The sequence below is a fragment of the Robertmurraya dakarensis genome, assembly GCF_900156875.1.
GTDB classification, from domain to species: Bacteria; Bacillota; Bacilli; order Bacillales; family Cytobacillaceae; genus Robertmurraya; species Robertmurraya dakarensis.
In genome coordinates, this window is record NZ_LT707409.1 from 558,285 (window position 1) to 581,855 (window position 23,571).

The following is a 23,571-nucleotide window of genomic DNA, read 5'->3' on the forward strand; positions in this document are numbered from 1 at the left end:
CTTTGATTTGTTATACGAAACTAGTTTAACAGGACTTAAAAAAGAAGGAGCATTAAATGATATGAACAATGGTGTACCTTTGGGATGCGACTATATTGAACTATGGAAAGAAAATATGAAGGAATGGGATGGTACTCTTTCTGACCGAATGGTACATGATGAAGCTGAAGATGGGTTTTGGAAAAACTTTTTAGAAAAGAAGAAACAGGATGGCGATAGTTATATCAATTCTTATGCCTATATCATACAAGATGAGCTGGCTAAATTATTCGATAAAGATGATCGTGTATTAGAAATCGGTCCTGGGTGGGGAAATTATACTTTTAGTGCGGCAGAACATGTTAACCAGCTTACATGTGTTGATATCTCACAAAATATTATCAATTTTTTAAGAGAAGAAACCGCAAAGAAACAACTAAATAATGTAAGTTTTATAAATGATAAATGGGAAGAGATCAGCATTGAGCAAAGGTATGATGTAGTATTTGGAGTGAATTGCTATTATCGAATACGTGAGATAGGAGAGGCTTTACTTAAGATGAACCAAGCTGCATCCAGACTTGCAATTGCAGGAATGACAAGCGGACCGGAAAAACCGCATTATATTGATCTATATAGAGAGCACGGTTATGCCATAAAGTTTCGGCGGAGAGATTATATTCATTTACAAAATATTTTATATCAGCTTGGTATTATGGCAAATTGCAGGATGATTGAGATACCTAGAATCGCTGTCTATCCATCCTATGCATCTCTTTTACGTGATAATGTAAGCAAGATCTTGACTCCACACTATAGTAAACAAATAGTTGAACAAACTTTAAGTAAATACGTTGTAGAAAGAAACGGAAGGATCGAATACCCATATACCATTCATGCCGCATTACTATATTGGAAGCCAATTGAGTTGTAATTCTATTGTCGAGAATGATCTGGTGAAAGGGTCTGACCCCCGATAAAGTAAAGCTTTACTGTATTGGGGGACAGGCCCTTGTTTTGATACGGTAGGGAAAATATCGAAAAGACAAAGTCAAAGATCTCTTAAGAAAAAGGGTATTTTGATTTTAGGTGCCGGTGGTCTGTCGCAGGTTATTCAAGGCTTTTGGACCGTCATATCCAGCAGCAAGAAATTATTGTTAGGGGTTGCAAGCGAAGAGACTGAATATATCACTTTCCTTAAAGAACTGATGGAGGATGGAAAAATAAAACAGGTCATAGCTAGAACCTATTAATTGGATCATATGACCGAGGCTCATCATTATGTAGAAAAAGGGCACAAAAAAGGAAATGTAGTGATCACTTTTGAAAATATGAAAGATAAAAATTATTCAACATACTTCAATCTTATCCTAGGACTATAGCTTAAAGGTGGTGCCTAAAGCGATGAGACATATGCATATTATCTCTCTTTTCTCGGTTTCTTTTTGACTTTAGTGCTCACTATGTTAATTGGTAAAATTTTTAATATCGATTGGTTAGTTTTCTACTATTATAGCGAAACACCTTCGGATGGAATGATCTTTGAAACGGGAGTCACTTGGTTTCCCCTTATATTAGCGGTATTTGTAAGTTATCTTAGTTGGAATGGAGTAAGCGGAAATTCACGAAGCGCTAATTTTATATAAACTAGTTTATGTGCATTTCACCCAGCGTAGTAGTAGTGTGGGGAACAGGCATTGACTTTAAAAAGGAATGAGAGCCGAAAGAGGTCTAGTGCAAGCGTGCCACGGCCATCATGAGAGGGATGGGAACGAAAAACAGTTACGATCTTATTGTTTTAGAGAACATGTTTGTTCACTATTTGTAATCGGTTAATTAAAAGCGAGAGAGTTTCTTCCCCCAAAAACTCCATACAAATTCCTCCCTAAGCATGCCCCCATGATAATTCTCCACCCAAAAAATACCCCTACGATATACAATCAAATCAATAAACGGCCATTGAAGGATACGCCAGACGATAAGTTTGGCGTTTTTCTTATTTCTATCATAACTAGCTGCGAGTCTTCTATTTGCTGAATTATTTTTTGATCCTTTTAACGGATCTCCGAAAGAAGTCTCCCATCCTCAAGGAATGTGAAGGGTGATAGCCCGATGAGTAGGTGGGAGATGAATTTCGGTTGGCTTTAGCCAAAATGATTGTATAATGCAAACGTTTGTTCTATTATGAAATTATAAGAGATATTAGGAGGTGAATTGGTATGACCAAGCAAAACAAAGCTTTCAAATTCCGTTTGTTCCCAAACAAAGAACAGGCAGTATTATTAGCAAAAACTTTCGGCTGTGTTCGTTTTGTCTATAACAAGATGTTAGCTGAACGCAAGGAAACCTATGTAAAGTTCAAGGACGATAAAGAAATACTTAAAAAGGAAAAGTTTCCGACTCCAGCAAAATACAAAGGTGAGTTTCCGTTCCTGAAAGAAGTGGATTCATTAGCCTTAGCGAACGCACAGATCAACTTGCAGACTGCTTATAAGAATTTCTTTGAAGGAAATGCGGAATTTCCAAAGTACAAGAACCGTAAAGCAAAACAATCCTACACAACTAACTTAGTCAATGGAAACATCGAATTGAAAGATGGTCATATCAAATTACCTAAGCTAAAATTTGTGAAAATCAAACAGCATAGAGAAATTCCTGAGAACTATAAACTGAAATCCTGCACCATTTCGAGAACGAAGTCAGGGAAATACTATGTGTCTGTACTAACAGAATACGAAAAAGAGATAAAGCCTAAAACAATAGAAAATGTCATTGGGTTAGATTTTGCTATGGCTGAGTTATATGTTAGTAGCGAGAATGAGAAAGCCAATTATCCTCACTACTATCGTGTCATGTCAGATAAATTAGCGAAAGCACAACGTATTCTTGCCAAGCGTAAGAAAGGTTCTGAACGTTGGAATAAGCAACGCCTAGTAGTAGCGAAGTTACATGAAAAAGTAGCGAACCAACGCAAGAATTTTCTTCACCTTAAGTCAAAAGAATTGGCTTCTTACTTTGATGCTGTCGTAATTGAGGACTTGAACATGAAAGGAATGTCTCAAGCCCTTCACTTTGGAAAAAGCGTTCACGACAATGGTTGGGGGATGTTCACTACTTTCTTAGCGTACAAGCTAAAAGAACAAGGAAAACAACTCGTGAAAATTGATAAGTGGTTCCCTTCCACTAAGAAGTGTTCTTGTTGTGGTGCAGAAAACCCTATGAAACTGTCTGAACGTACATACAACTGTTCATGCGGTTATGTGGCAGGTCGTGACTACAATTCAGCAATCAATATCAAAAATGAAGGCATTCGCTTATTGGCGTTAGCATAGAAACGGAAAACTCTTGGAACAAGAGGGTTAGCTCGGTCATTTTTCGTTGGCTAGTAAAAGAAACGATAAGTCGAGAAGCCCCCACTTCAAGCGACCCGTAAGGGTGGTAAGTGGTGGGAGTAGTTCACAACACTAAGAAAATCTTAAGAAATGCATTAAGTGTATATTAAGATTTGATTGATATCATTCTCTTAGCACGAAAAAGAGGTGATAGAAATGTTACAAATAACTTTTGGGAGTGAACTTCCATGAACATATTAGTTTGTGATGATGATAAAGCGATTGTCGACGCAATTGGAATTTATTTAGAAAATGAAGGCTATAAAATCGTTAAAGCTTTTAATGGAGTGGAAGCTATAGAAGTGATTAGAGAACATGAAATCCATCTTATTATCATGGATATTATGATGCCGAAGATGGATGGGATAAGAGCTACCATGAAGATCCGAGAAGAAAATAATATCCCGTTAATCATCCTTTCTGCGAAATCCGAGGATTATGACAAAATATTAGGATTAAACTTTGGAGCAGATGACTATATTACCAAGCCATTTAATCCTTTAGAGCTGATCGCCCGAGTTAAATCACAGCTGAGAAGATATACAACATTAGGAGGTCTTGAGACGAGGAGCAGCATTTTACAGACTGGTGGACTCATGATCGACGACGAAAGCAAAACCATCACTGTCGATGGGGAGGAAGTTCATCTTACACCGGTGCAATACAAGATTTTAAAGCTATTGACGGCAAATGCTGGAAAGGTTTTTTCGATAGAGGAGATCTATGAAAAGGTATGGAATGAGGCAGCTTTTAACCCGGAAAATACGGTATCTGTCCATATAAGAAAGATCAGAGAGAAAATAGAAATTAATCCGAAAGAGCCAAAATATTTGAAGGTGGTGTGGGGAGTTGGATATAAAGTTGAAAAAATATAGCCATTCAATTATAACCAAAATCATTGTTTTTATCATGGCTATCATCTGCTTTACGGGTGTGATCCAAGCATTTGTAGAAGTTGAGATTGTAAATGATGGGAATTTTAGCAGTGCAACTGAAGATAACTATTTTAAAAGCAGGGCCTATGTTCAGGAAAGTGAACATCTTGTAAGCAGTCTTTCAAGACTAATCGGGGAGTTTAAGAACGAGGAACATATAGTAAATGGAGGAACCATTGATGAGGCTGAATGGAAAAGTGTAGAAGACAACTTATTTTCAGATTATCAACTTCAGTCGGAAAGCTTTATTCCTGAGCTGCCTGAAGAGAAATACTATGAAGCCTTTCAAAAAAAATATGCTGACGAAATCTCTCAAGCAAAGGAACAGATGATCAAGGAGGATTTAAAGGAATATCATTTGCTTATGCAAAATCTGGAAGAGTTCGAGGGAGTAGTGTTTTATGCCAGCGACGGAGCAAATGTGTTTACCAATACAACGATAACAGAAAAGACAAAGTTTGAAACCTACCCTTCTTATATGATTTTTGAGAATTACAAACAAGAGATTTTTCCAAAAGAAACGGAAGGAAACGAACATTTAAGGTTGATCACACAGGATCTGGATGGATTGGACCCAGAAAACTCGGTTCTGTATGTTGCTTTTTCAGAGGGATTTTTGGATCAAAAAATAAATGAATGGGAAGAAAACAAGGCTATTGCAATAAAAAACTTATATAAATTAGCAGGATTTCTCGGAGGATTCATTCTTTCATTTGTTTATCTTATCCTCGTAATAGGGAGAAAGTCATTTAAGGAGCAAGCGGTATACCTAAATGGTGTTGATAAAATATATAACGATATCAAAATAGTGATATGTATGATGCTTTTTCCACTTTGGGTGGTTTTGGTAGATGATGTATTTCGAAATATCAATAAAATGATCATACCTATAACGGTGCTTTTCTCCATTGTTGGATTAGTATTGGTACTGTCACTCGTGAAGCATGTTAAAAATAGAACGCTTTTCAAACATACTTTGATCTATTGTTTTATCCATATGATAGTGAAATTTACAGGAGATGTTTATCGAAGTGGCGGCGTTGGCGTAAAGACTGTCTTAATCGTAATCGGCTATCCGATTTTGATAGCATTAACGTTCTTCATGTTCCCGGTAACGATTGGTATTGCAGCATGGTTTGCTTTTAAAAAGGTCAAATCCTTTCAGGCTATACAGGAAGGGGTAGAGACCATTAAGGATGGAAATCTTCATCATCGGATCGAAGTGAGTGGAAATGGGGAGTTTGGAAAACTTGCTGATAATATAAACAGCATCACGGATGGGTTGAAAAAAGCAGTTGACAGCGAATTAAAAAGTGAACGATTAAAAACAGAGCTTATCACCAATGTATCGCATGATATTAGAACCCCTTTAACTTCCATCATCACCTACGTGGATCTATTGAAGAATGAAAAGCTTCCATCAAAGGCTGAGGAATACGTCGAAGTTTTGGATCAAAAATCAAAAAGGCTAAAAATCTTAACAGATGATCTATTTGAAGCGGCGAAGGCTTCCAGCGGAAATATTCCAGTTGATTTTGTGAAAATTGATATCGTGTCCTTAATCACTCAGGGGCTGGGGGAAGTTAATGACAAAATTGAAGCCATGGATTTGGATTTTAAGATGAATTATCCTAAAGATAAGATTTATGTGACTGCTGATGGGAAACTTTTGTGGAGATCGATAGAGAACTTATTATCAAATATTTTTAAATATGCACACGAAGGATCAAGGGTTTATATAGATATAGAGGATTTGGGCAGCGAAATACTCCTCACCTTCAAGAATATCTCAGCAACTGAGTTGAATATCTCAGCGGACGAATTAATGGAACGTTTTAAAAGAGGCGATGAGTCCAGATCCAGCCAAGGGAGTGGGTTAGGGCTATCCATTGCCAAAAACCTAATAGAGATACAAAAGGGGAAATTTAATATACAAATTGACGGTGATTTATTTAAGGCAGTCATCTACTTGCCTAAATACACCGATTAATAATAGATCATATAGCAAGGGCTAAGAATAGGATATCAAATGATGTCCTATTCTTTTTTATTCTCTTAAAAAGTCCGGTTCAATAGGCTCGGTGTAAAGTAGAAGTCCATCCTTCATAACGGTCCTTATTAAACAACTTGATCCTGGTCAAATAGCCTTTTCTCGGGTTAAATACTTATCAATTCATATTTGCAACTCTCTGATGTTAGAATATTAGGAATAACGATTAATATTTTGTGGAGGAGAATCTTATGATACTAGTGAGCTCCTGCTTAGCGGGTTATGAAGTGAGGTACAACGGTACACATAGTTTAAATAACAAGATAAAAAAATTGGTAGAAGAGAATAAAGCTGTAGCTATATGTCCGGAATTAGCTGGTGGATTTTCTACTCCAAGAGAACCAGCTGAGATCATTGGTGGAGACGGAGATGATGTGCTTGATGGAAAGGCAAAGGTGGTTGAAAAATCAGGTAAGGATGTAACTGAGTTCTACATCAAAGGTGCTTATGCTACTTTAGAAAAAGCGATTACAATAAAGGCAACTACAGTTATTCTTAAGGAAAATAGCCCATCCTGCGGCAGTTCAATGATATACAATGGTGAATTCAAAGGGATAAAAAATGCAGGAAATGGCGTAACCTCTGCTCTTCTCAAGTGAAATGGGTTAACAGTAATGTCAGAGGAACAATTAGCTGAAAAATAGAACCCGTTAATTTTAACCTAAGCTTTCTCGCTAGTTACGTTTGGTTTTTAACCTGTACAATAATAATTAAAGGCAGGGATTGTTATGAAACTAGTCCTTAGTAGAAAAGGATTTGATTCCGGCAGCGGAGGGTGTTTGTCTCCATATAACCATGAAACAGGAGAGTATATATGGTGTCCCATACCGGAAAAGGTAAATAGTTATTCGAATCAGATTCGATATACAGATATACCTGTGAAAAAGGACTATCTTAGCGGCCTGAAAGGGTCTAATCTGAGTGAAGTGTATAAAAGTTTGAAGGGGACGGACCGTGTAAAGTTACGAAAAAATGAGTACGTTTCCATTGATGATCGTGATTTATTTGCTCATTTCGATCCAATGCTAGGATTTCCTCCTTGGATAGAAGTTAATGATAAGTTCAAAATCGGCAAGGGGTTTGGTCAGTTTAATGCTGCACCCCATTTAGAAAATCACAATGTTAATGAAGGGTCTATTTTTCTATTCTTTGGTGGGTTTCAGTCAACATCCCATAGAAAAATATCGGGCCACTATATTTACGGGTGGCTTAAGATAAAGAAGAGAATAGAAACTTATAAGGAATGTAAAGAAATCATTGAACAATACAACCTCGAACATCATCCTCACATCACAGAAGCCGCTTTTAAAAGAAACCAGAAAAACTATATTTTTTTACCTGATCAATGGTTATTTGAGGATTTAAAGATTCCAGGCTGTGGTTATTTTACTACTCTAAATGACTCCTTATTGCTCTCAAACAATAAGGAGTCTAATAAAGCTACTTGGAAACTGCCAATCTTTTTTTATCAGAATCTCACACAGGTCCACCAAAAGACTTGGGAACACATACAAGAAGGATTTTGTACAGTGAGGACAGGGATTGGTCAAGAGTTCGTTACACAACTGTCAGAAAAAGGAGAAAAATGGTTGCGGGACCTATTCGTAAAAAATCAACATAATATTTACCGTCCTGAACCGCCTTCAGCAAAGGAGGACAGTAAAGCGTTGAACTTTCAGGAGTATTTGATGCAGAAACATACCCTAATAAAAGGAGAAAAGCAGTTACAGCCCATTTCTGTAAAGCAATATATGAATAGACTGGAAAGCATGCGGCGCCACGGTATCTATAACGAAGAAAATCTGATTGACGCTGTCTTGGTTGGGAAAATCCAAGAACAATATAAGGATTGGAAAACATATGTGAAGACGCTGGAGCATTACTTGAATTATAAAAATATTAGTGAATGAAAAGTAAAAATTTATATAGGAAAAACTTGTTGAAATGGCAATACTAATATCTTCTTTATTAGTTAAAGATAGTAGTGAGATGGCTAAACTGTTTGTAGATTTCTTAAGTGATGCTCCTCAAATTCATTATGTGGAAATTAGCTAGCATCAAATCAAGACATACTGCTACTCGTATTTTCGTTATAAGAATGGGGATATTAAAGTAAGAAATATTTGAATGGAAAGGAATTCAATAATTTATTATACGGAAAAGATTTGTCCTAAAAAGGTAACTAAAGTCACAATTTATTCAAACCGAAATAGGTGGTAAGAAATGTACAGTAGTATTTTTGTTATAGATAAAGATAATAAATTTGTTGAAATGAAACAGACTCAATTTGAAACAGAGGACATCTTTCAAGAAATTATTGAGAAATATCCGAATATCTTAGCAGGAGAACAAATTAATCCGAATGACCCCAGACGTTGGATTCTTGTCTCTCGTGAAATTGGCATCCCCTCAGAAGCAAATGGCGGGAATCAATGGTTTTTAGATCATCTGTTTATTGACCAAGATGCTGTACCTACATTTGTTGAGGTTAAAAGATCAACAGATACTAGAGTTCGGAGAGAAGTCGTAGCCCAAATGTTAGATTATGCTGCAAATGCTACTTCTTATTGGGAAATAGATACCTTGCGAGAGTGTTATGAAACTCAGTTAGAACAAGAGAAAACATTATCTTTAGAAACAATAGGAATGAGTGCTTCAAATGAAGATATGTTCTGGGGAAATGTTGAAACTAATCTCAAGGTTGGAAAAATTAGGTTGATGTTTGTTGCGGATGAGATACCTATGAGTTTACAGAGAATTATAGAATTCTTAAATGAACAGATGACGGAGACGGAGGTATTAGGCCTAGAAATTAAGCACTATGAATCGATAGATGGAATGAAAACGTTAGTACCTAAAATTATTGGCCGGACTTCAACTGCAGTTCAAGCGAAGAAAAATGAAAAGGGTACATGGGATGAAGAGAGTTTCCTGAATGATGTTCTAAATATTAGTGGTGAACAAGCTGTAAAAACGTGCAAAAAACTCATTCAAGAATTCGAATCGTTTGGGTGTCGTATTTGGTGGGGAAGAGGGCGTACTCATGGCAGCTTTATTCCTACTTATGATGGACGAATAGCAAGCCATCAACTATGCTCAATTTATCAAACAGATAAAACAACTTTAGTTGAATTACAATTCCAACATTTTAAAGAACCGTTCGTATCGGTCGAAGCAAAAAAGGGATTGAAACAGAAATTCGAAACCATTCCAGGCTTGATAATAGATGAGCAACGACTCAATAAAAGACCAAGTTTCGATTTGTCACTAATATTTAATGAGAATCATCTTAAATTGTTTTTGGAGATATATAAAGAATACATTGAAAGAGTTAAGGAGTATGAAGCGACAAATAGAGAATCACTTTAAAATTATTTAAAGGAAAAAGGGGTGCTTAAGTTTTACGTAAAAAATGATATACTCCTGACGCTGTTTATTGATAGATGGGGACGGACTCTTGTTACTTTAGAATTGCTAAACTAAGGAAACGTAGGTCCGTCCCTTTGTTCTCATAAGGGACTTATTATTTTTGATTGTGGTTTTATAAGGTTATCTTTGCAACCTTACAGTTCAACTACACAAAACATCCCCCGGTTATGTTTTCTCTGTAATTTGAATCCAGCAGAAACGGGTTTTTTTACCGTGTTTCACCATAGGAGAGGACGAAAAGGGTACTTTTTCAGCATTATTCGCAGGAAATTGTCGGTTTCTGCGCTTTCCGAGGAAATAAAAAAGAATTAAAAGTATCCCTTTGGCTCTGATGATTCTATAAATGATTAAAATCAGACTCTATTTGAATCAGAACAAATAACTTAACTAAAAATGCAGGAATGGTAGCTATTTATTTGTGTCTAATACAGGTTCCTTTAAAAAAGACTTCACTGGATCATAAAAAGTAGATATATGTTTCTAACAAACATGTAAAATATCCCATTTTTCTACTAGAGTAATGGGAACGCCTGATAATGTTCGCTATAATAGAGTGGTATTATTTATTTGAAGGATCGATCATTGCTTTTCTTTTTTTAAGTGAATAGGAGAAAACAAAAGAGCCGTTTCCTTGTGTATGGAAGGAGAGTTCGCTTTTGGACACACAATTTCTACAAATATTCTTCGGGGTCATTTATACGTCGACTTTATTCATAATTGGTTATATTTTGTGGAAAAAGAGAATTATTCGTTTCCGTTTCGGTTCCTATGTAGGGTTTGTTCAATCGCATAATAATCGCTCCTGCCGTGCAAGATATAAATTATTTAATGGGTTCGAGTATTTTTATTTTCGCTTTCAGAAAGGGGCTACGGTTACCCTGAAGTATTCAGTGCAAGTGGAAAAGGGGGCCATCACGATTAATCTGCGAAACAAGTCAGGAGAGATCTATACAAAAACATTTGAAGAAGATGGCGAAGGTGAATTCGATTTCATGACAGCAAGCAAGTGGCATTCCATCCAATTTGATGGCAAGAAAACAAAAGGAAGTTTTTTCGCGGAATTTATAGTTAAATAAATGAAAGGTCTATGCAGTAGTCCTTCGAGGATGTTGGTGCTTGTCCCCCACAGTAGTAAAGCATTACTGCAGTGGGGGACAGGCACTGAATATTACTGTGAATACAATTAAATATTAAGTCTAAAGCCTTTAACGATAACGCCATCATTGGCTGGTTCAAAGTCAAGCTGGGGCACTCGTTCAAATCCCATTTTTGTATATAATAAGATAGCATTTTTCATAAAATCAGCCGTATGAAGTCCGATATGGGAATAGCCTTTAATCATAGTTTGATGTATACAATGTTGTATTAAGGATTTACCAATTCCTTGTTCACAGGCAGTGGGTTCTACTGCAAGCATACGAATTTCAGGATAATCGATCGTGTTTGAAGTCCATTCGTAAGCCTCCAACTTAGCAGGAAACAGAGCAACGCTTCCTACGATTTTATCCTCGTTTTCCATAACAAATATTTCAACACCTGGATTTAGATCTTGGTCCGAAGTAAGAGTCCCTTTAAGTGCACTCCAATGTTCCTCTGAAACTAAATCTTTATATTCCTCGTAAGATTTAATCCTAAGATTTCTAACAAACTCTAACTCATTACTGATCATTTTCCGAATAAGCAATTTGAAACATCTCCTTCTTTATTGCACACTTGTACACGGTTTGATAACATACATGATCCTGTTTTTTAAAAAGTTCAGAAAAAAATTATAATCTCCCTTTTTTATTCTCCAAACTAGTACTTTTTTACCGTTATTAAATTCTCTTTTTATTTCAGGAATCCTTTATAAAATATAATTTTGTATCAAAATGTTAGTACCTCGCCGTAATAAAGCATTACTGCAGTGGGGATAGGCAGTGATTATGCTAGAGAAAGAAAAACCTAAAAAAGTCTGTTGAGTTCAATTAATGACAGGAACCGTTTTTGAATTAATACTTCAAAGTTGATTATGTTAATAAATGAAATTCCAAGAAGGTGAAAGGATTTGAGTGGTTTAATTGTAATACCAACTTTGTTAATGGTTGGTATTTGTCACTGATTGTGGAGGTGAGGAACATGCTGGGGATACGAACACAACTAAACGTTTGGGCAAGAAGACCCTACAGAAACTGAGTCTAATCACTTTGTAAAATAACCTTAGGGTAGACTAGACTCTAAACTTTAAGTTAAGGATTTATAATTAGTTTTCTCACTTTTAAGATAAATCAATTTGCTGAAGAATATTAAACGTACTTAATTGAGGTGTCATAATTGAAAATAATGAAATGGGTATTAATGATACTATTGATATTAGTTTGCTTGATGGCCGCCATCATTACGCCGGTTGCATGGATAGGAATAATTATTCTAATTTTTGGAGTTTATCAGTATGTGCAGAAATCAAAAGGGAAAAGGACCTTTTTAAAGCCTTGGATCATTGTATTAGTAGGATTTCTTTTTAGCTGGATTTCCGCATTTGCTCTTGTAGGACCTTCAGGAGAAAAAGCTGCTGATATAGAGGAGGAAAAGGCTGTACAAGATGAAGATCAACTAACCGAAGAGCAAAAGCAAGAAGAAGCAGATCGGTTAGCAGAGGTACAGCGAAAGCAAGAAGAAGCAGATCGCCTGGCAGAGGAACAACAAAAGCAAGAAGAAGCAAATCGCTTAGCAGAGGAACAGCGAAAGCAAGAAGAAGCAGATCGACTAGCAGAGGAACAGCGTAAGCAGGAAGAGGCAGCTCGATTAGCAGAGGAACAACGTAAGCAAGAAGAAGCAGCTCGAGTAGCGGAAGAGCAGCGAAAACAGGAAGAGGCAGCTCGTCAAGCAGAGGAACAAGAGAAAGCAACAAATGTGCATTATAAAAATTGTACGGAAGCTAAGGAGGCTGGCGCTGCACCGATTCGTAAAGGAGAGCCCGGATATGGGAAACATCTTGATCGTGATGGAGATGGGATAGGTTGTGATAAATAGTACTTTAGCGTAGTAGAGCTTATTATTAAAGTTAGGATCCCAACATATGTTGTTAAATCAACACTTGTTGGGATTCTTTGTTTGGGTGAAGAAATTTCGCTGCTTTCCAAAAAACTTTCTAAGAATTTTAATGAGAGTTCGACAATAATGAATTTGCCGAATTACCTTTTGAGGCAGCTTTTTCCTCGTTTATTAGCTGTTTTACTGCTGGGATATCTGCAGGTGCCCACTTGAGGGAATCAAGGTTCTCCCGTTTTAGCCAAATAAGTTTTGAGTGTTCACTTGGGATTGGTATTCCTTCGGTAACGATACATTTAATGGTAATTAGGTTAATGATAAACGTCTCATACTCATGTGAATGTTCATTGAATAAATCTTTCGCTTTTACTTTACAGTTTAATTCTTCTTTAATTTCTCTTTCTAATGCAGAAAATAGATCCTCATTGGCTTCTACCTTTCCTCCTGGAAATTCCCACATATTAGGAGTGGTCATTGAAGGTGATCGAAGTGCACACAAAATTTGGTTTTGATCATTCTCAATAATTGCCGCAACAACTTTGACTGTTTTCTTCAAGGTTATCCTCCACGTAAATTATTTTATTCAACGGATAATGTCATGTTTGTACGAAGATATTTTAAGATTTACGAAAAGTGTTCATTATCCATTTATATGGTTTAGGATTCGACTATTAAGCAGTATGGGCTAGACATCTCCAACGTTCTTACGACATCTGGTTAAATTATAGCATGTCCTCTGCATAAGAATGTACACAAAAGAGGGCGAGAAGAATTCTTACAGTTAGATTGAACAATGCATGTTATTTACGAAATGTCTCAATTTTAAGAATTGGAAGAGTTCAAGAAAAAATATAAGTAGAGAGCTACGATTAGGGGCCTGTCCCCTACTATAGTAAAATTTTATTTGATGGGATTGAATGCACTGTTAATGTATTTAATGTCTTTCCATCAAAATGGTCTAGTAGTAATGGCGAAGTAAAATTTACGTTTGGTTTTCGACATTCAGATGATGATGTTATCAATAAAGCCGTTGCGGATATAGAGAAACAGCTAAGAGAAATCGCTGAGAGAAGATCAGTCGAGTTAGATTTTCATCAAACATGGGGTGTTAAAGGAAGTGTTTTTTCAAATGAAGTTATTGAACATATTGAGCAAGCAGTAAAAGCTTACGACTATTCCTATCAATATATTACAAGTACTTCGCAACACGATGCGTCTCATATTAGTAAAATTGTGAAACCAGGAATGATTTTTGCACCTAGTGCTCAAGGGTTGAGCCATTGTGAAGACGAATTCACATCTTATGAAGATATAGAAAAGACGTCTAATGTTTTATTACAGGTTATCAAGTCTTTAGCAAACAACTAATAACTGGGACTAGTAACTCAACTCTTTTGGTTCAATCTTAGTAGGTAAGAATGGTTTAGCAAGCTAGGCACTGCTATTGTATTGTACTTCAGAAGAAAGGGCTGGTGGGGAAACCAACCAAAATCTAATGAAAAGGAAAATTGAAATAACCCTCCTTATCGGTCTTGCGGTTTGACTGAAGAAGGGGATTTCTATAAAAATAGGACATACCGTCTCCAGTTCAATTAGGAGGCGGTTGTTCTATTTTACTTCGGCAAACTATGTGTCCTATGGTTTGTGGGAAATATAGAGGGAAAGGAGAATCAGGGATGGCGAGTGTTCAAGAAGTGATTGAATAATGGAAGAAAGCCTTAAGAAGAGAAGTACAGCATTTTAAGGACACAAGGTGGTTCAGGATTTACGATAACAGATGGATAATGTCATATGACCTATAGGTGCCTATTCGCCTACCGTAGTAAAGCATTCCTGTAGTAGAGGGACAGGCACTGGCTTTCTCAAAAAAAGCCTCTTAGAATACTTTTTCTGTTGTGGAATTATATTCTACATATAATTTACCTTTTGCAACCTTATCAAGATGCCACCACCACTGTTCAAGTGGAATTCCGTTTGTATCAGAAAGGGAAAAATCATAAACGCTGCCGATATGTTTAGCCATTTCTTCGGCTTTCTTTAAAAGAATTAGGTCATACATGGTCAATAAGATTTTTTCTTCCATATTCAATTTATGTTTTACGTTCTCAAGCTGAGTTCTATCATGTAGCATCCTCAAATGCTCATATGCACTATAATCAATATCATTAACATCGTCACCATAATTTAGAACATCTTGTCTATACTGGCTCATTTCAACACATCCTTTACTTTGCCAAAATAGAAATACCCAGGATTATTAATGAAATAATTTTGTGGTTTTCCCTTCATACACGTGACCATCACGCCGTTTTCTACGCATATTAATATCCATTTTCCATCATCGAAACAAAAGTCTCTTTGTGTAAAGTGGCTCAGCCAATAGAATGGACATCATTATTTTTACCATTATATTCGCGATATGCTGGTCATAATCAGAAAGATTCCATGATTCTTCAATTTCTCCCCTATTTTTCCTTTTCTGTCCCTAAACTATCAATTGATACGAATAAGATACCATAAATAGAAACTGGAAAGGCATTGGCGGATCTTGTCAATTTTAGTAGAATAATCATGAGAGGATTGGAAAAAGGAGGTAAATGAATGAGACAAAAGATGAAGAAATGGTTAACAAATTATTTAACCGAGATGCAGTTACCTTCTCGAAAAAGAAGAATTGATGCTCAGACCATTGAGGACTATATCATAAAAAATAAGTTTAATAACTCTATAAATTATCAAGTAGAGAACGGCTACCAAGTTTTCGTTCAAGTTATGAAGGAACTTATCGAAGAGGGAATGATGACCCCTGTAAAGAATAGCCAATTAAACGGAAGACGACCTAGTATTCATACACAATGGTGGCTGCTGCCAGCACCTGTTGAGAGCTCGTGGAGTGATAATCAGATAATGGCCTTTTCTGATTTTCTTAACCTATCAAAGTATCGTCAACATCCTGAATGGCAAACAGACTTAGAATGGGGAAATATTGAGAAAATCTATAATTTCTTAAAACAGAGAGAGAACTTTCAATGGGTCACAAGAGAAGAACGCGCTTTTCAGTTATTTGGCGAAGAAAAATATTTCTCTTTTGAGGGCAGAGTATTATTACAACGATTACAGCTTACTCTAGATGACTTAAAGGCAAAGGTATATGGAGAACCGTTTGTGTTTTGGCCTGCTCCTAACCGCTTGATTTCGGATGCTAAAACGGTTTTAATTGTGGAAAATCTATCTTTTTATCATACATGCAGGCAGTTATTGAATAGTGGGGGAAATATAAAAGGAATTAATCCAGATCTGCTGATATATGGAGAAGGCAAGAAAATTGAGAAAAGTTTTAGTTTCTTAAATGAGATAATTAACAAAAAAGGCCTAACTATCTACTACGTAGGTGATATAGACCCTGAAGGTTGGGGGATATATGTAAGGTTGAAAGAAAATTATCCCGAAGAGAATATTCAACTTGCTATATCCATTTATGATGCGTTAATAGACAAAGGAAAGACAAATAGGACAGAGACGGAACAAGTAGCCAATACGCCTTACCTCACACATGTAATAAAAGAGATTGTACAAAATGGGCGCGAAGATATGGCGACAGTGGTTAAAGAGCTTTGGGAAAATAAACTTCGAATCCCGCAAGAAGCTTTATCCCTTGATACTTGGGAAGAATAAAGAAAAGGGAGAACAGAAATGAACAGACGCTGGCAAGGGTTTGGGGAACGGATGAAGCGGTTGAACCCGATATGGAATTTAGCATCAGGAATGAAGCTTTCGGTGCTTAATGAGTATGCACAAATGTTAGCTCTTGGTGTTCTGTTAGAAATATTTTATCGGGAGCTGGAAAATAACACGGATCGTAAAAAACAGGATATAACGAAAATAACCTATCAATGCCTGGAAGACTTACAAATAAGAAGTCAACTAGAAGGAGAACTAGAGGACGATGTCATTCAAAGGTTTGTAGATGGATTATTATGGAGCGGACAAGCTGATCTCCAGCAGCCTTTTTCTGCTAAGTGGTTTGATGAGAAGGAGAAAACCGTCAAGGACCATCGCTTTCGCTTTTTGGTTGAGGATATGGAACTTTCTCGGTCAGAATGGGCGAAAGGAGGAAAAACAGTTTACCAGTGCTCAGATGAAGCGAAAGAACTGATCTTTATGAGCAGGGAAATTCTACAAGAATTAGAAATTACCATTGATCAGTTGTACATTGAGCATTTGGTGAATAATGGTCATTTCCAACAAGCTTTGTCAGGGTTGGATGATTTAATGGCTCGTGTGAAACGAATGATTGCGAGAGAGCTGGAATATCGAGACAGTATAAAACGAAATCCAAAGGTTATTTTTCAGAAAGAAGCAGAGTTACGAAGTGAAAGAGAACAAGAAGTGAAACAACAATTTCAGGAGGAGAAACAGAGGTTTCAACAGATGAGATCTTTACTACATAGAATTACTGATTCCGAGAAGAATTATGAAATCTCTGAGAAATTGGAGCAAACTCGTCGTATTCATGATCAATTGGCCAGTCAGGTTATCGCAAATATGCGTTTGGAAATAGAATTGAGATATGAGTTTCCGAGCCTTTTTTGGAAACAGCAACAAATTTCCTTTCAAAAAAGCTATTTTCAAGACTGGATCGTCGCAGAAGGACTTCCAGCAGCTGATGATATGGCCACATTGCTTCAACCATTATTTTCTGTACAACCTCATTTTATATATCCTCTTGATTGGAGCTGGAATGAGCAGGAGACAGAATTTCTAGTACCGGAGAAAAAAGTGGCTTCATTAGAGCTGATAGAAGAAATCACATATAAAAAACGCGAAGTAGATTGGGAGAAGGTAACGCGGCTTTGGGAACCCTTATTTGTCGAACTTTTAGAAAAAGGGGAATGTCATATAGCCAATCTACGGAACATCCCAAAATCTTTACAAGAAAAATGGTTGGAGCAAAAGGAAGCTATCGATCTTTGGTTACTATTCCACAGTGAGCCTTTAACGGTCAACTCCATAGATATTGAAAAAGAACAAACGGATGAAAGATTACTATTAATTCAGCGACTAGCAGCCAGGCAAGATCGTTTTTATGAGTTAGATGGGAAGGTAATCACCTCTTTTATAAATTCAGATGAGCGTATGATTGAGTGGCAGGGTCTTAATATATCACCTTTTGTCCTTCAGTTAACAGATGCAAAGGAAGTGAAAGCATGAGTTTTTCAAGTCAACAACTTCAAGATGCTGCAAAGATATTTTTTTATTTAGTAAATAGGAAAATCGTTCTAAACAATGATCCTTTCTTAACTCCTTATTTTGAAGAAGATGAGATCCGGGATGCGGTCAAAATATTAGCCGAGGAGTCTAGAACGCGTGTCATTCAAACGGCAGATCGTATTCATCTTGTAGCAAGACCAGAGGGCTCTATTTTTGCGACATCTTATACGCAGTTCAAAAAGAAATATACTGATGTAGAAAATAAAAAGTACTTTCATCTGATAAACACCATTATCTTTGTCTTTTTATCAGAAATTGATATCCCATCAACGACAAATATTCGCTGGGAGCATTCAGGGGTTTCATACTATTTATTGGAGAAAAATATGACACAACTTCTCACACAATGGAAGAAAGAACATGATGACACGGACGGGAAGTTTAGTGAGGCTTATGGTTTAGCCATTCGAGACATGTACGACCTTTGGCATACGATGCCAGTAGATACAGATTCTGAAACGAACGGAGACCGAATAGTTAGTACTCGTAGAACACATATAGGTCTTATTCATATGGCTATTCGATTACTGCGGGACGAGGGCCTTGTTTATATTGTTGAAGATGAGAAACGGGTTATCCCTAAAGTAGAGTTATATGAGCGGCTAGAAGAGGGGTATCATCAGCAAGCTCGTTATGAAGAAATGAAAGAGCTCGTGTTAGCAACTTTAGATTCAGGAGGTGAAACCGATGCCTAGAATAGAGAAAGTAAGAATAACAGGTGTTAAGTACGATAAAATGCGCAAACATTATGAGGATACCATTTTTGATTTTCTCAATGAGGAAGAACCACAGCATACGTTGTTAACGTTAATGAACGGTGGCGGTAAAGGGATGCTGCTACAAATGATTTTTCAGACGATGATGCCATTAACAACCTGGGGAAAACATGGAGAGAATCATATTGATGCACTATTTTATAATGAGAAATTGCAGTTTGACCCATATACTTTCCATGTCGCTATTGAATGGCGTCTGGACACAGATCCAGTTGAATGGTTAGTATCCGGTATTTGTATAACATCGGATCGAAAGTTTGGCCACGAGACGGAAGAAACGGATACAGAACCTCAATATTTTCTTTACACTCGAAAATATCAAAAACCGACAGATTGGAGCATAGATACACTGCCGATTTATGACGATGAAACTAGGCAGGCAATTTCTTTTGATGAGTTGGAAAGCTGGTTGAAAAAAAGAAAGCAAGATTTTCAGTTTTATCCCAAATCAAAGCAGCCAGCCTATCATAAGTATTTGTCCTCTTATGGAATTGAGAGAAATGAATGGCGTCATATGAAAGACATCAATCGTGATGAAGGTGGAATTGAACATTACTTTAAAAAGGGATTAGATAATTTCGGTTTGTTTCACAATTTAATTATTCCGGAAATAAGTCATTATCTTGAGGAAGACCAAGAAGAAAATTTGTTGAAGATATTTCGTGATAATTCCATCATCGCTCAAAAACTGCCTAAATTGTTAAAACGGGAAGATGCTTATCAGCTAATCAAAGTTAAGTTTTCTCCTATTCAAGAGGAACTAAAGAAAGGGCAGTCTATTGAATCTACAAGAAAGGACCACCATGAACAGGGGAACTACCTTTATTTTGGCATGGAAGAAAAGCGCCAAAGCCTCGCCCTTGAGGAAGAAAAGTGGAAAGAGGAACGTGGAAAAACAGTAGAGTTACAAAAAGAGGCCCTTTGGGAGAAAGATAATCTGGAGTATGCGAAAGAAGTTCGTAACTCTATAGAGGTGTCGGAACAATTAAAAGAAATCGAAGATAAAGTAGTCAATTTGAATGAAGTGCTTAAAAAGAATATCACAGAAAAACAGGAACTTGAAATAGATACCCAATTTCTTGATTACATCACAGTTACAAAAGAACTGGAAAATATCGAGAAACAAATATCCCTTCTAGAAAACGAGCAAAATCTTCTAGATGAAAAAACACAAATTCAACAAATGAAAGAACAGCTTGTAATAAAGTGGGAAAAAATTGAAAAAGAATTACTACAAGAAATAGAACGATATTATGCTTTGGAACATAGCTATCGAAAGAGGCTAAACGCGCTAGAAAAACAACTGGACCAAGAAGAGAAAGAAGTAACCACGATTAAAGCAAAAATAGGAACGTACACAGATTTTATAAAATCTCATAACGAAAAATCTAGAATAATGGAACAACAGTATGGAGATATAATCAACCGTAACCCCGACTTGGTTGTAAGTAGACAAATGAAGGCCTTGGAAGAGTTAGAAAATAAAATACAGGAAACAAAACAAGAGCAAGAAGAACTTCATCAGGAACAATTAGAAAACAGAGCAATGGAAGCTAAGTTAACCAACGAACAGAAAAGTCTCTCTATTGATATAGAGGAAGCCCAGTTTGCTAAAGAAAAGCGGATGGAAGAAGAACGAGTCTTTCATCAAATGTGGTGCCGTTTCTTTCAAAAAGACATTCCTTTTGCAGTATACTCTGAAGATGGGTTGGAAACAGTCGAAACTCAAATGATAGCTGAGATCATTCATTTAAACTCATTGAATGAACAATTGAAAAAAGGAATTTGGAACCATCAATTAGACACAATGTTGGTGAATGATCACTATTGGATTCCAAATAACGATGTTATAACAGTAGTACAGCACTTGGATGAATTAGGGGTTCCAGCCATGTATGGAACAGAACTGATTAATGAGTTATCGGAAGAAGACAAGGTATCTTATATTGAGCGTTTCCCACTTCTCGCATATGGTGTTGTTATTCACGAGAGAGAGTGGGAAGAGAATGTTCATCACCATGATTTTCAGAATATGCTTTCTCATTCCCCTGTTCCAATCTTTATTCGTGAACGAATGAACCAAGACGTTCATTATGCTTTTGAACTTCCCCGTGAACAAGGGATCGAAATGGCTTTTGATAAGGAGAAGTGGCATCGCTGGAAGACGGAATTGGAAAAACGAACAGAGAACTTAAAGATAGAGTTACAACAAGCGGAAAGTAAATTGGATACTGCCAATGATTTACTTGAAAAGATAAAAAAACTGCGGCTTACAACGTATCATGAATTGGCGGAAGTTGAAGAAGGTTGGAGAATACAGCTTGCTGATCTAGTTGTAAAACAGCGCCTGTTAGAAGAGGAAAATGCCAGCTTAGTAGAAAAGCAAATCGAGCTTTCCAATAACCTGAAACAGGTTGATCTAAAACGGGACGAAATAAAAGAGAACCTTCCAGTTTTGAAAGCGTGGGTAATGGATCATCAGAAGTTCCTAGAGTATAAGGATTTAAAAGCGGAAGCAAGTCAGAAGTTATCCTTAATGGAAAAAAGAGTGCAGGTAGGCAAACAAAACCATAAAGACTTAAACGAAGAGTTTGATCGATGGAGAAATTCCTTTGATCAATGGAAATATCGTCGTGAACAAGAGGTTGATGAACTAAAAGAAGTTATACCTGCCATTCAATTCCCTAAGGATAAGAAGATGCTTTCTGAGGAGGCAGAGTTTCCGCAATTGGAAAATAATCTATTTCATGAAGTGAAGCCAATATTAAAACGATTAGAACGGATGCAAGAAAAAATACATCATGCTAATACAGAATTGGCAGAACTACATATTAATAGAAAACATGAACGATCAAAACAACAAAAATTAATTGTGCAACTTGATAAACTTACTCCAATTTGGAGGGGACGAGAATATCCGAATTTACCAAAACAGCTCATTGAAGAGAAGCTGGATAAGAGTTTGACTACGATAAAGAATTTAGAATTGGAGCTGCGCACAGAAGAAAAAGAGACAGCAGGATTACGTGGAAGATTAGAGCAATTAGAAAAAAATAAACAATATCATGAAACAAGAATTTTGGAATCGCACCATCGCCCTGTAGAGGCATGGCTTGATCTTGATCTTGAAGAAAAACAAAAATCACTAAAAGAAAAGTTAAAGACAATAGAAGAAGATTTAAGGGATCAGAAAAGAGTTTTAGAAGAACTTTCTATTTTTCAACAAGTGTTGATGACACAACAGAACACTCTGAAGTACCATCTTTCTATACTAAAACATGTTGGAGAAGTACCAGTAAAAGTAAAAAAACAGGTACATGACAATCCGGAACAAGCCGTTGACCAATGGATTAACAAAAATAAAAAGTTAAATGAATGGAAAGAAGAGTTTCGCGGTCAATTTAATGAAAAGTTAAGAGAGCTGCGCCTAGCTATACAAAATGGGCAAATGGACAGTCCATTAAGAAAAAATATTAATCAACTTATCCCTCAATTGGAGAGTGATTCGATTGATTCAAGTATACAGATTGTAGCTAGCGTCATTGAGCATATTGAAAAAGAATTAATAAAGCTAAAGAATGATAAACAAAAGTCAGAACAGGCACAGGAAGTATGGGTAGATCGAGCTGTTTATCGTGTTATTACAATCATGCAATCGTTAAAACGAATGGTGAATAAGATGAAAATCAAAAACAAAGAAGGTCATCTTTTCCCATTGGTGGAGGTTGAAAGGTTAAATGAAATTATCGCAACGGACGAAGAAGACTTTCGCAGGCTGCTTCGTGAACACTTCACAAAAACGATCGAAATCTTATTAGAAACGGAAGACTCTATTGAAAACTTAACAGACGCCCAGCTAAAGAAACATATGGATGACAGTCAATTAGTGCTGGTTTCCCTAAGAAACCGTTATCCAACTTTGCGTCTATACAAACCGCAAACGACGAATGCCTTTCTATATGAAAAACCAAGAAAGCATCACTACACCACATGGGAAACCTTAAATAAAGGTTCTAAAGTAGAGGCAAAAGGAAGCGGGGGACAATTACTCGCGGCTAGAACCATCATCATGATGATGATCATGACATTCAAACGACAAGAAAATAGTTCAAACTGGTCCGTATTAATCACTGATAACCCATTCGGACAAGCGGTATCAGCACACATCTTAGATCCGATCTTCTCCATTGCTGATACATTAAAATTCCAATGGATCGTATTAGCTCCACCAGAACTAATCAAATTAGACGTCAGCCGGCGATTTCCTGTCTATTGGAAGCTAGAATTACAGCAACAAAAACAGGGTGAAGTAATGAAAGAAGTACTTCAACATGGGGGTAGAACCTTTGAGGATGTGGAGTTGAGTTTGTTTTAATAATTGTCCCTGACATTTCTTGAAGTATGTCAATATTTTATTTGTAGATTTCGTGTATCATGTTGTTGGATTTAGAAATATGGCATATGGTACTTTTGCTATTAGAGAAATTTAAAAGTTGATTATCTAAGCAGCCCTTCCAATTCTAAGGGCTGTTTTTAATTTGTATTTACCCTCGAAAAAAATAAAGTGAAAAAACTTTTCTACAACATCTTTAAGTAATTCGTAAAAACATAAAGGAAAATTTATTTTTTTATCGAATCTAATTATAAAGAGTACATTATATGACATTTCTTCGCAAAATATACCGCTTGACATTGATAATTTGTTTGAA

General features: G+C 36.5%; 17 protein-coding genes. 14 read left to right on the forward strand and 3 right to left on the reverse strand.

Going from position 1 to position 23,571, the window contains the following annotated elements:
- Positions 1-7 precede the first annotated feature (7 nt).
- The 8 genes from CZ487_RS11810 (at position 8) to CZ487_RS11845 (ending at position 10,861) form a co-directional block, all read left to right on the forward strand.
- Complete coding sequence (locus CZ487_RS11810) at positions 8-913, forward strand: class I SAM-dependent methyltransferase (protein WP_237562869.1); 906 nt, start codon at positions 8-10, stop codon at positions 911-913.
- 1,285 nt (positions 914-2,198) lie between these two features.
- Positions 2,199-3,311 carry an RNA-guided endonuclease TnpB family protein gene (locus CZ487_RS11815; protein WP_077212359.1) on the forward strand — a complete coding sequence of 371 codons (1,113 nt, stop codon included), beginning with the start codon at positions 2,199-2,201 and terminating at the stop codon, positions 3,309-3,311.
- Positions 3,312-3,559: 248 nt separating this feature from the next.
- The gene (locus tag CZ487_RS11820) at positions 3,560-4,246 is read left to right on the forward strand and encodes a response regulator transcription factor (protein ID WP_077212360.1); all 687 of its coding nucleotides are present in this window, start codon (positions 3,560-3,562) and stop codon (positions 4,244-4,246) included.
- The gene (locus CZ487_RS11825) at positions 4,221-6,296 is read left to right on the forward strand and encodes a sensor histidine kinase (protein ID WP_077212361.1); all 2,076 of its coding nucleotides are present in this window, start codon (positions 4,221-4,223) and stop codon (positions 6,294-6,296) included. Before CZ487_RS11820 ends, CZ487_RS11825 begins: the two co-directional genes overlap by 26 nt.
- 251 nt (positions 6,297-6,547) lie before the next feature.
- Positions 6,548-6,955: a 2-thiouracil desulfurase family protein gene (locus CZ487_RS11830; RefSeq protein WP_077212362.1), complete on the forward strand. Its 408-nt coding sequence runs from the start codon at positions 6,548-6,550 to the stop codon at positions 6,953-6,955.
- Between the two features lie 129 nt (positions 6,956-7,084).
- On the forward strand, positions 7,085-8,266 hold the full coding sequence (locus CZ487_RS11835; protein WP_077212363.1) for an Nmad3 family putative nucleotide modification protein: 1,182 nt from the start codon (positions 7,085-7,087) through the stop codon (positions 8,264-8,266).
- 313 nt (positions 8,267-8,579) lie between these two features.
- Positions 8,580-9,725: a hypothetical protein gene (locus CZ487_RS11840; RefSeq protein ID WP_077212364.1), complete on the forward strand. Its 1,146-nt coding sequence runs from the start codon at positions 8,580-8,582 to the stop codon at positions 9,723-9,725.
- Positions 9,726-10,441: 716 nt separating this feature from the next.
- Positions 10,442-10,861, forward strand: a complete 420-nt coding sequence (locus tag CZ487_RS11845) for a hypothetical protein (protein ID WP_077212365.1) — start codon at positions 10,442-10,444, stop codon at positions 10,859-10,861.
- A gap of 107 nt (positions 10,862-10,968) precedes the next feature.
- On the opposite strand, the gene CZ487_RS11850 is transcribed toward CZ487_RS11845, so the two are convergent.
- Positions 10,969-11,469 (reverse strand): GNAT family N-acetyltransferase, encoded by a 501-nt coding sequence (locus CZ487_RS11850; protein ID WP_084783232.1) that lies wholly within the window; start codon positions 11,467-11,469, stop codon positions 10,969-10,971.
- Positions 11,470-12,107: 638 nt separating this feature from the next.
- Here CZ487_RS11850 and CZ487_RS11855 point away from each other — a divergent pair.
- Positions 12,108-12,797 carry an excalibur calcium-binding domain-containing protein gene (locus CZ487_RS11855; protein WP_139339635.1) on the forward strand — a complete coding sequence of 230 codons (690 nt, stop codon included), beginning with the start codon at positions 12,108-12,110 and terminating at the stop codon, positions 12,795-12,797.
- Positions 12,798-12,924: 127 nt separating this feature from the next.
- Here CZ487_RS11855 and CZ487_RS11860 read toward each other — a convergent pair whose 3' ends face one another.
- The gene (locus CZ487_RS11860; protein ID WP_077212367.1) at positions 12,925-13,371 is read right to left on the reverse strand and encodes a (deoxy)nucleoside triphosphate pyrophosphohydrolase; all 447 of its coding nucleotides are present in this window, start codon (positions 13,369-13,371) and stop codon (positions 12,925-12,927) included.
- A 356-nt stretch (positions 13,372-13,727) separates the two neighbouring features.
- On the opposite strand from CZ487_RS11860, the gene CZ487_RS27980 reads away from it, so the two are divergent.
- Entirely contained in the window at positions 13,728-14,183 is a 456-nt protein-coding gene (locus CZ487_RS27980; RefSeq protein ID WP_419865747.1) for a M20/M25/M40 family metallo-hydrolase, read from the forward strand.
- A gap of 508 nt (positions 14,184-14,691) precedes the next feature.
- On the opposite strand, the gene CZ487_RS11870 is transcribed toward CZ487_RS27980, so the two are convergent.
- The gene (locus CZ487_RS11870) at positions 14,692-15,027 is read right to left on the reverse strand and encodes a hypothetical protein (protein WP_077212368.1); all 336 of its coding nucleotides are present in this window, start codon (positions 15,025-15,027) and stop codon (positions 14,692-14,694) included.
- 389 nt (positions 15,028-15,416) lie between these two features.
- Between CZ487_RS11870 and CZ487_RS11875 the strand changes: the two genes are divergently transcribed.
- From CZ487_RS11875 to CZ487_RS11890, 4 genes are read left to right on the forward strand one after another with little or no spacing between them, the layout of a single operon-like run.
- Positions 15,417-16,490: a Wadjet anti-phage system protein JetD domain-containing protein gene (locus tag CZ487_RS11875; RefSeq protein ID WP_077212369.1), complete on the forward strand. Its 1,074-nt coding sequence runs from the start codon at positions 15,417-15,419 to the stop codon at positions 16,488-16,490.
- A gap of 18 nt (positions 16,491-16,508) precedes the next feature.
- Positions 16,509-18,026: a hypothetical protein gene (locus tag CZ487_RS11880; RefSeq protein ID WP_077212370.1), complete on the forward strand. Its 1,518-nt coding sequence runs from the start codon at positions 16,509-16,511 to the stop codon at positions 18,024-18,026.
- Positions 18,023-18,781, forward strand: a complete 759-nt coding sequence (locus CZ487_RS11885) for a DUF6063 family protein (protein WP_077212371.1) — start codon at positions 18,023-18,025, stop codon at positions 18,779-18,781. The genes CZ487_RS11880 and CZ487_RS11885 overlap by 4 nt, the downstream gene beginning before the upstream one ends.
- On the forward strand, positions 18,774-23,237 hold the full coding sequence (locus CZ487_RS11890) for a hypothetical protein (RefSeq protein ID WP_077212372.1): 4,464 nt from the start codon (positions 18,774-18,776) through the stop codon (positions 23,235-23,237). Before CZ487_RS11885 ends, CZ487_RS11890 begins: the two co-directional genes overlap by 8 nt.
- Positions 23,238-23,571 lie beyond the last annotated feature (334 nt).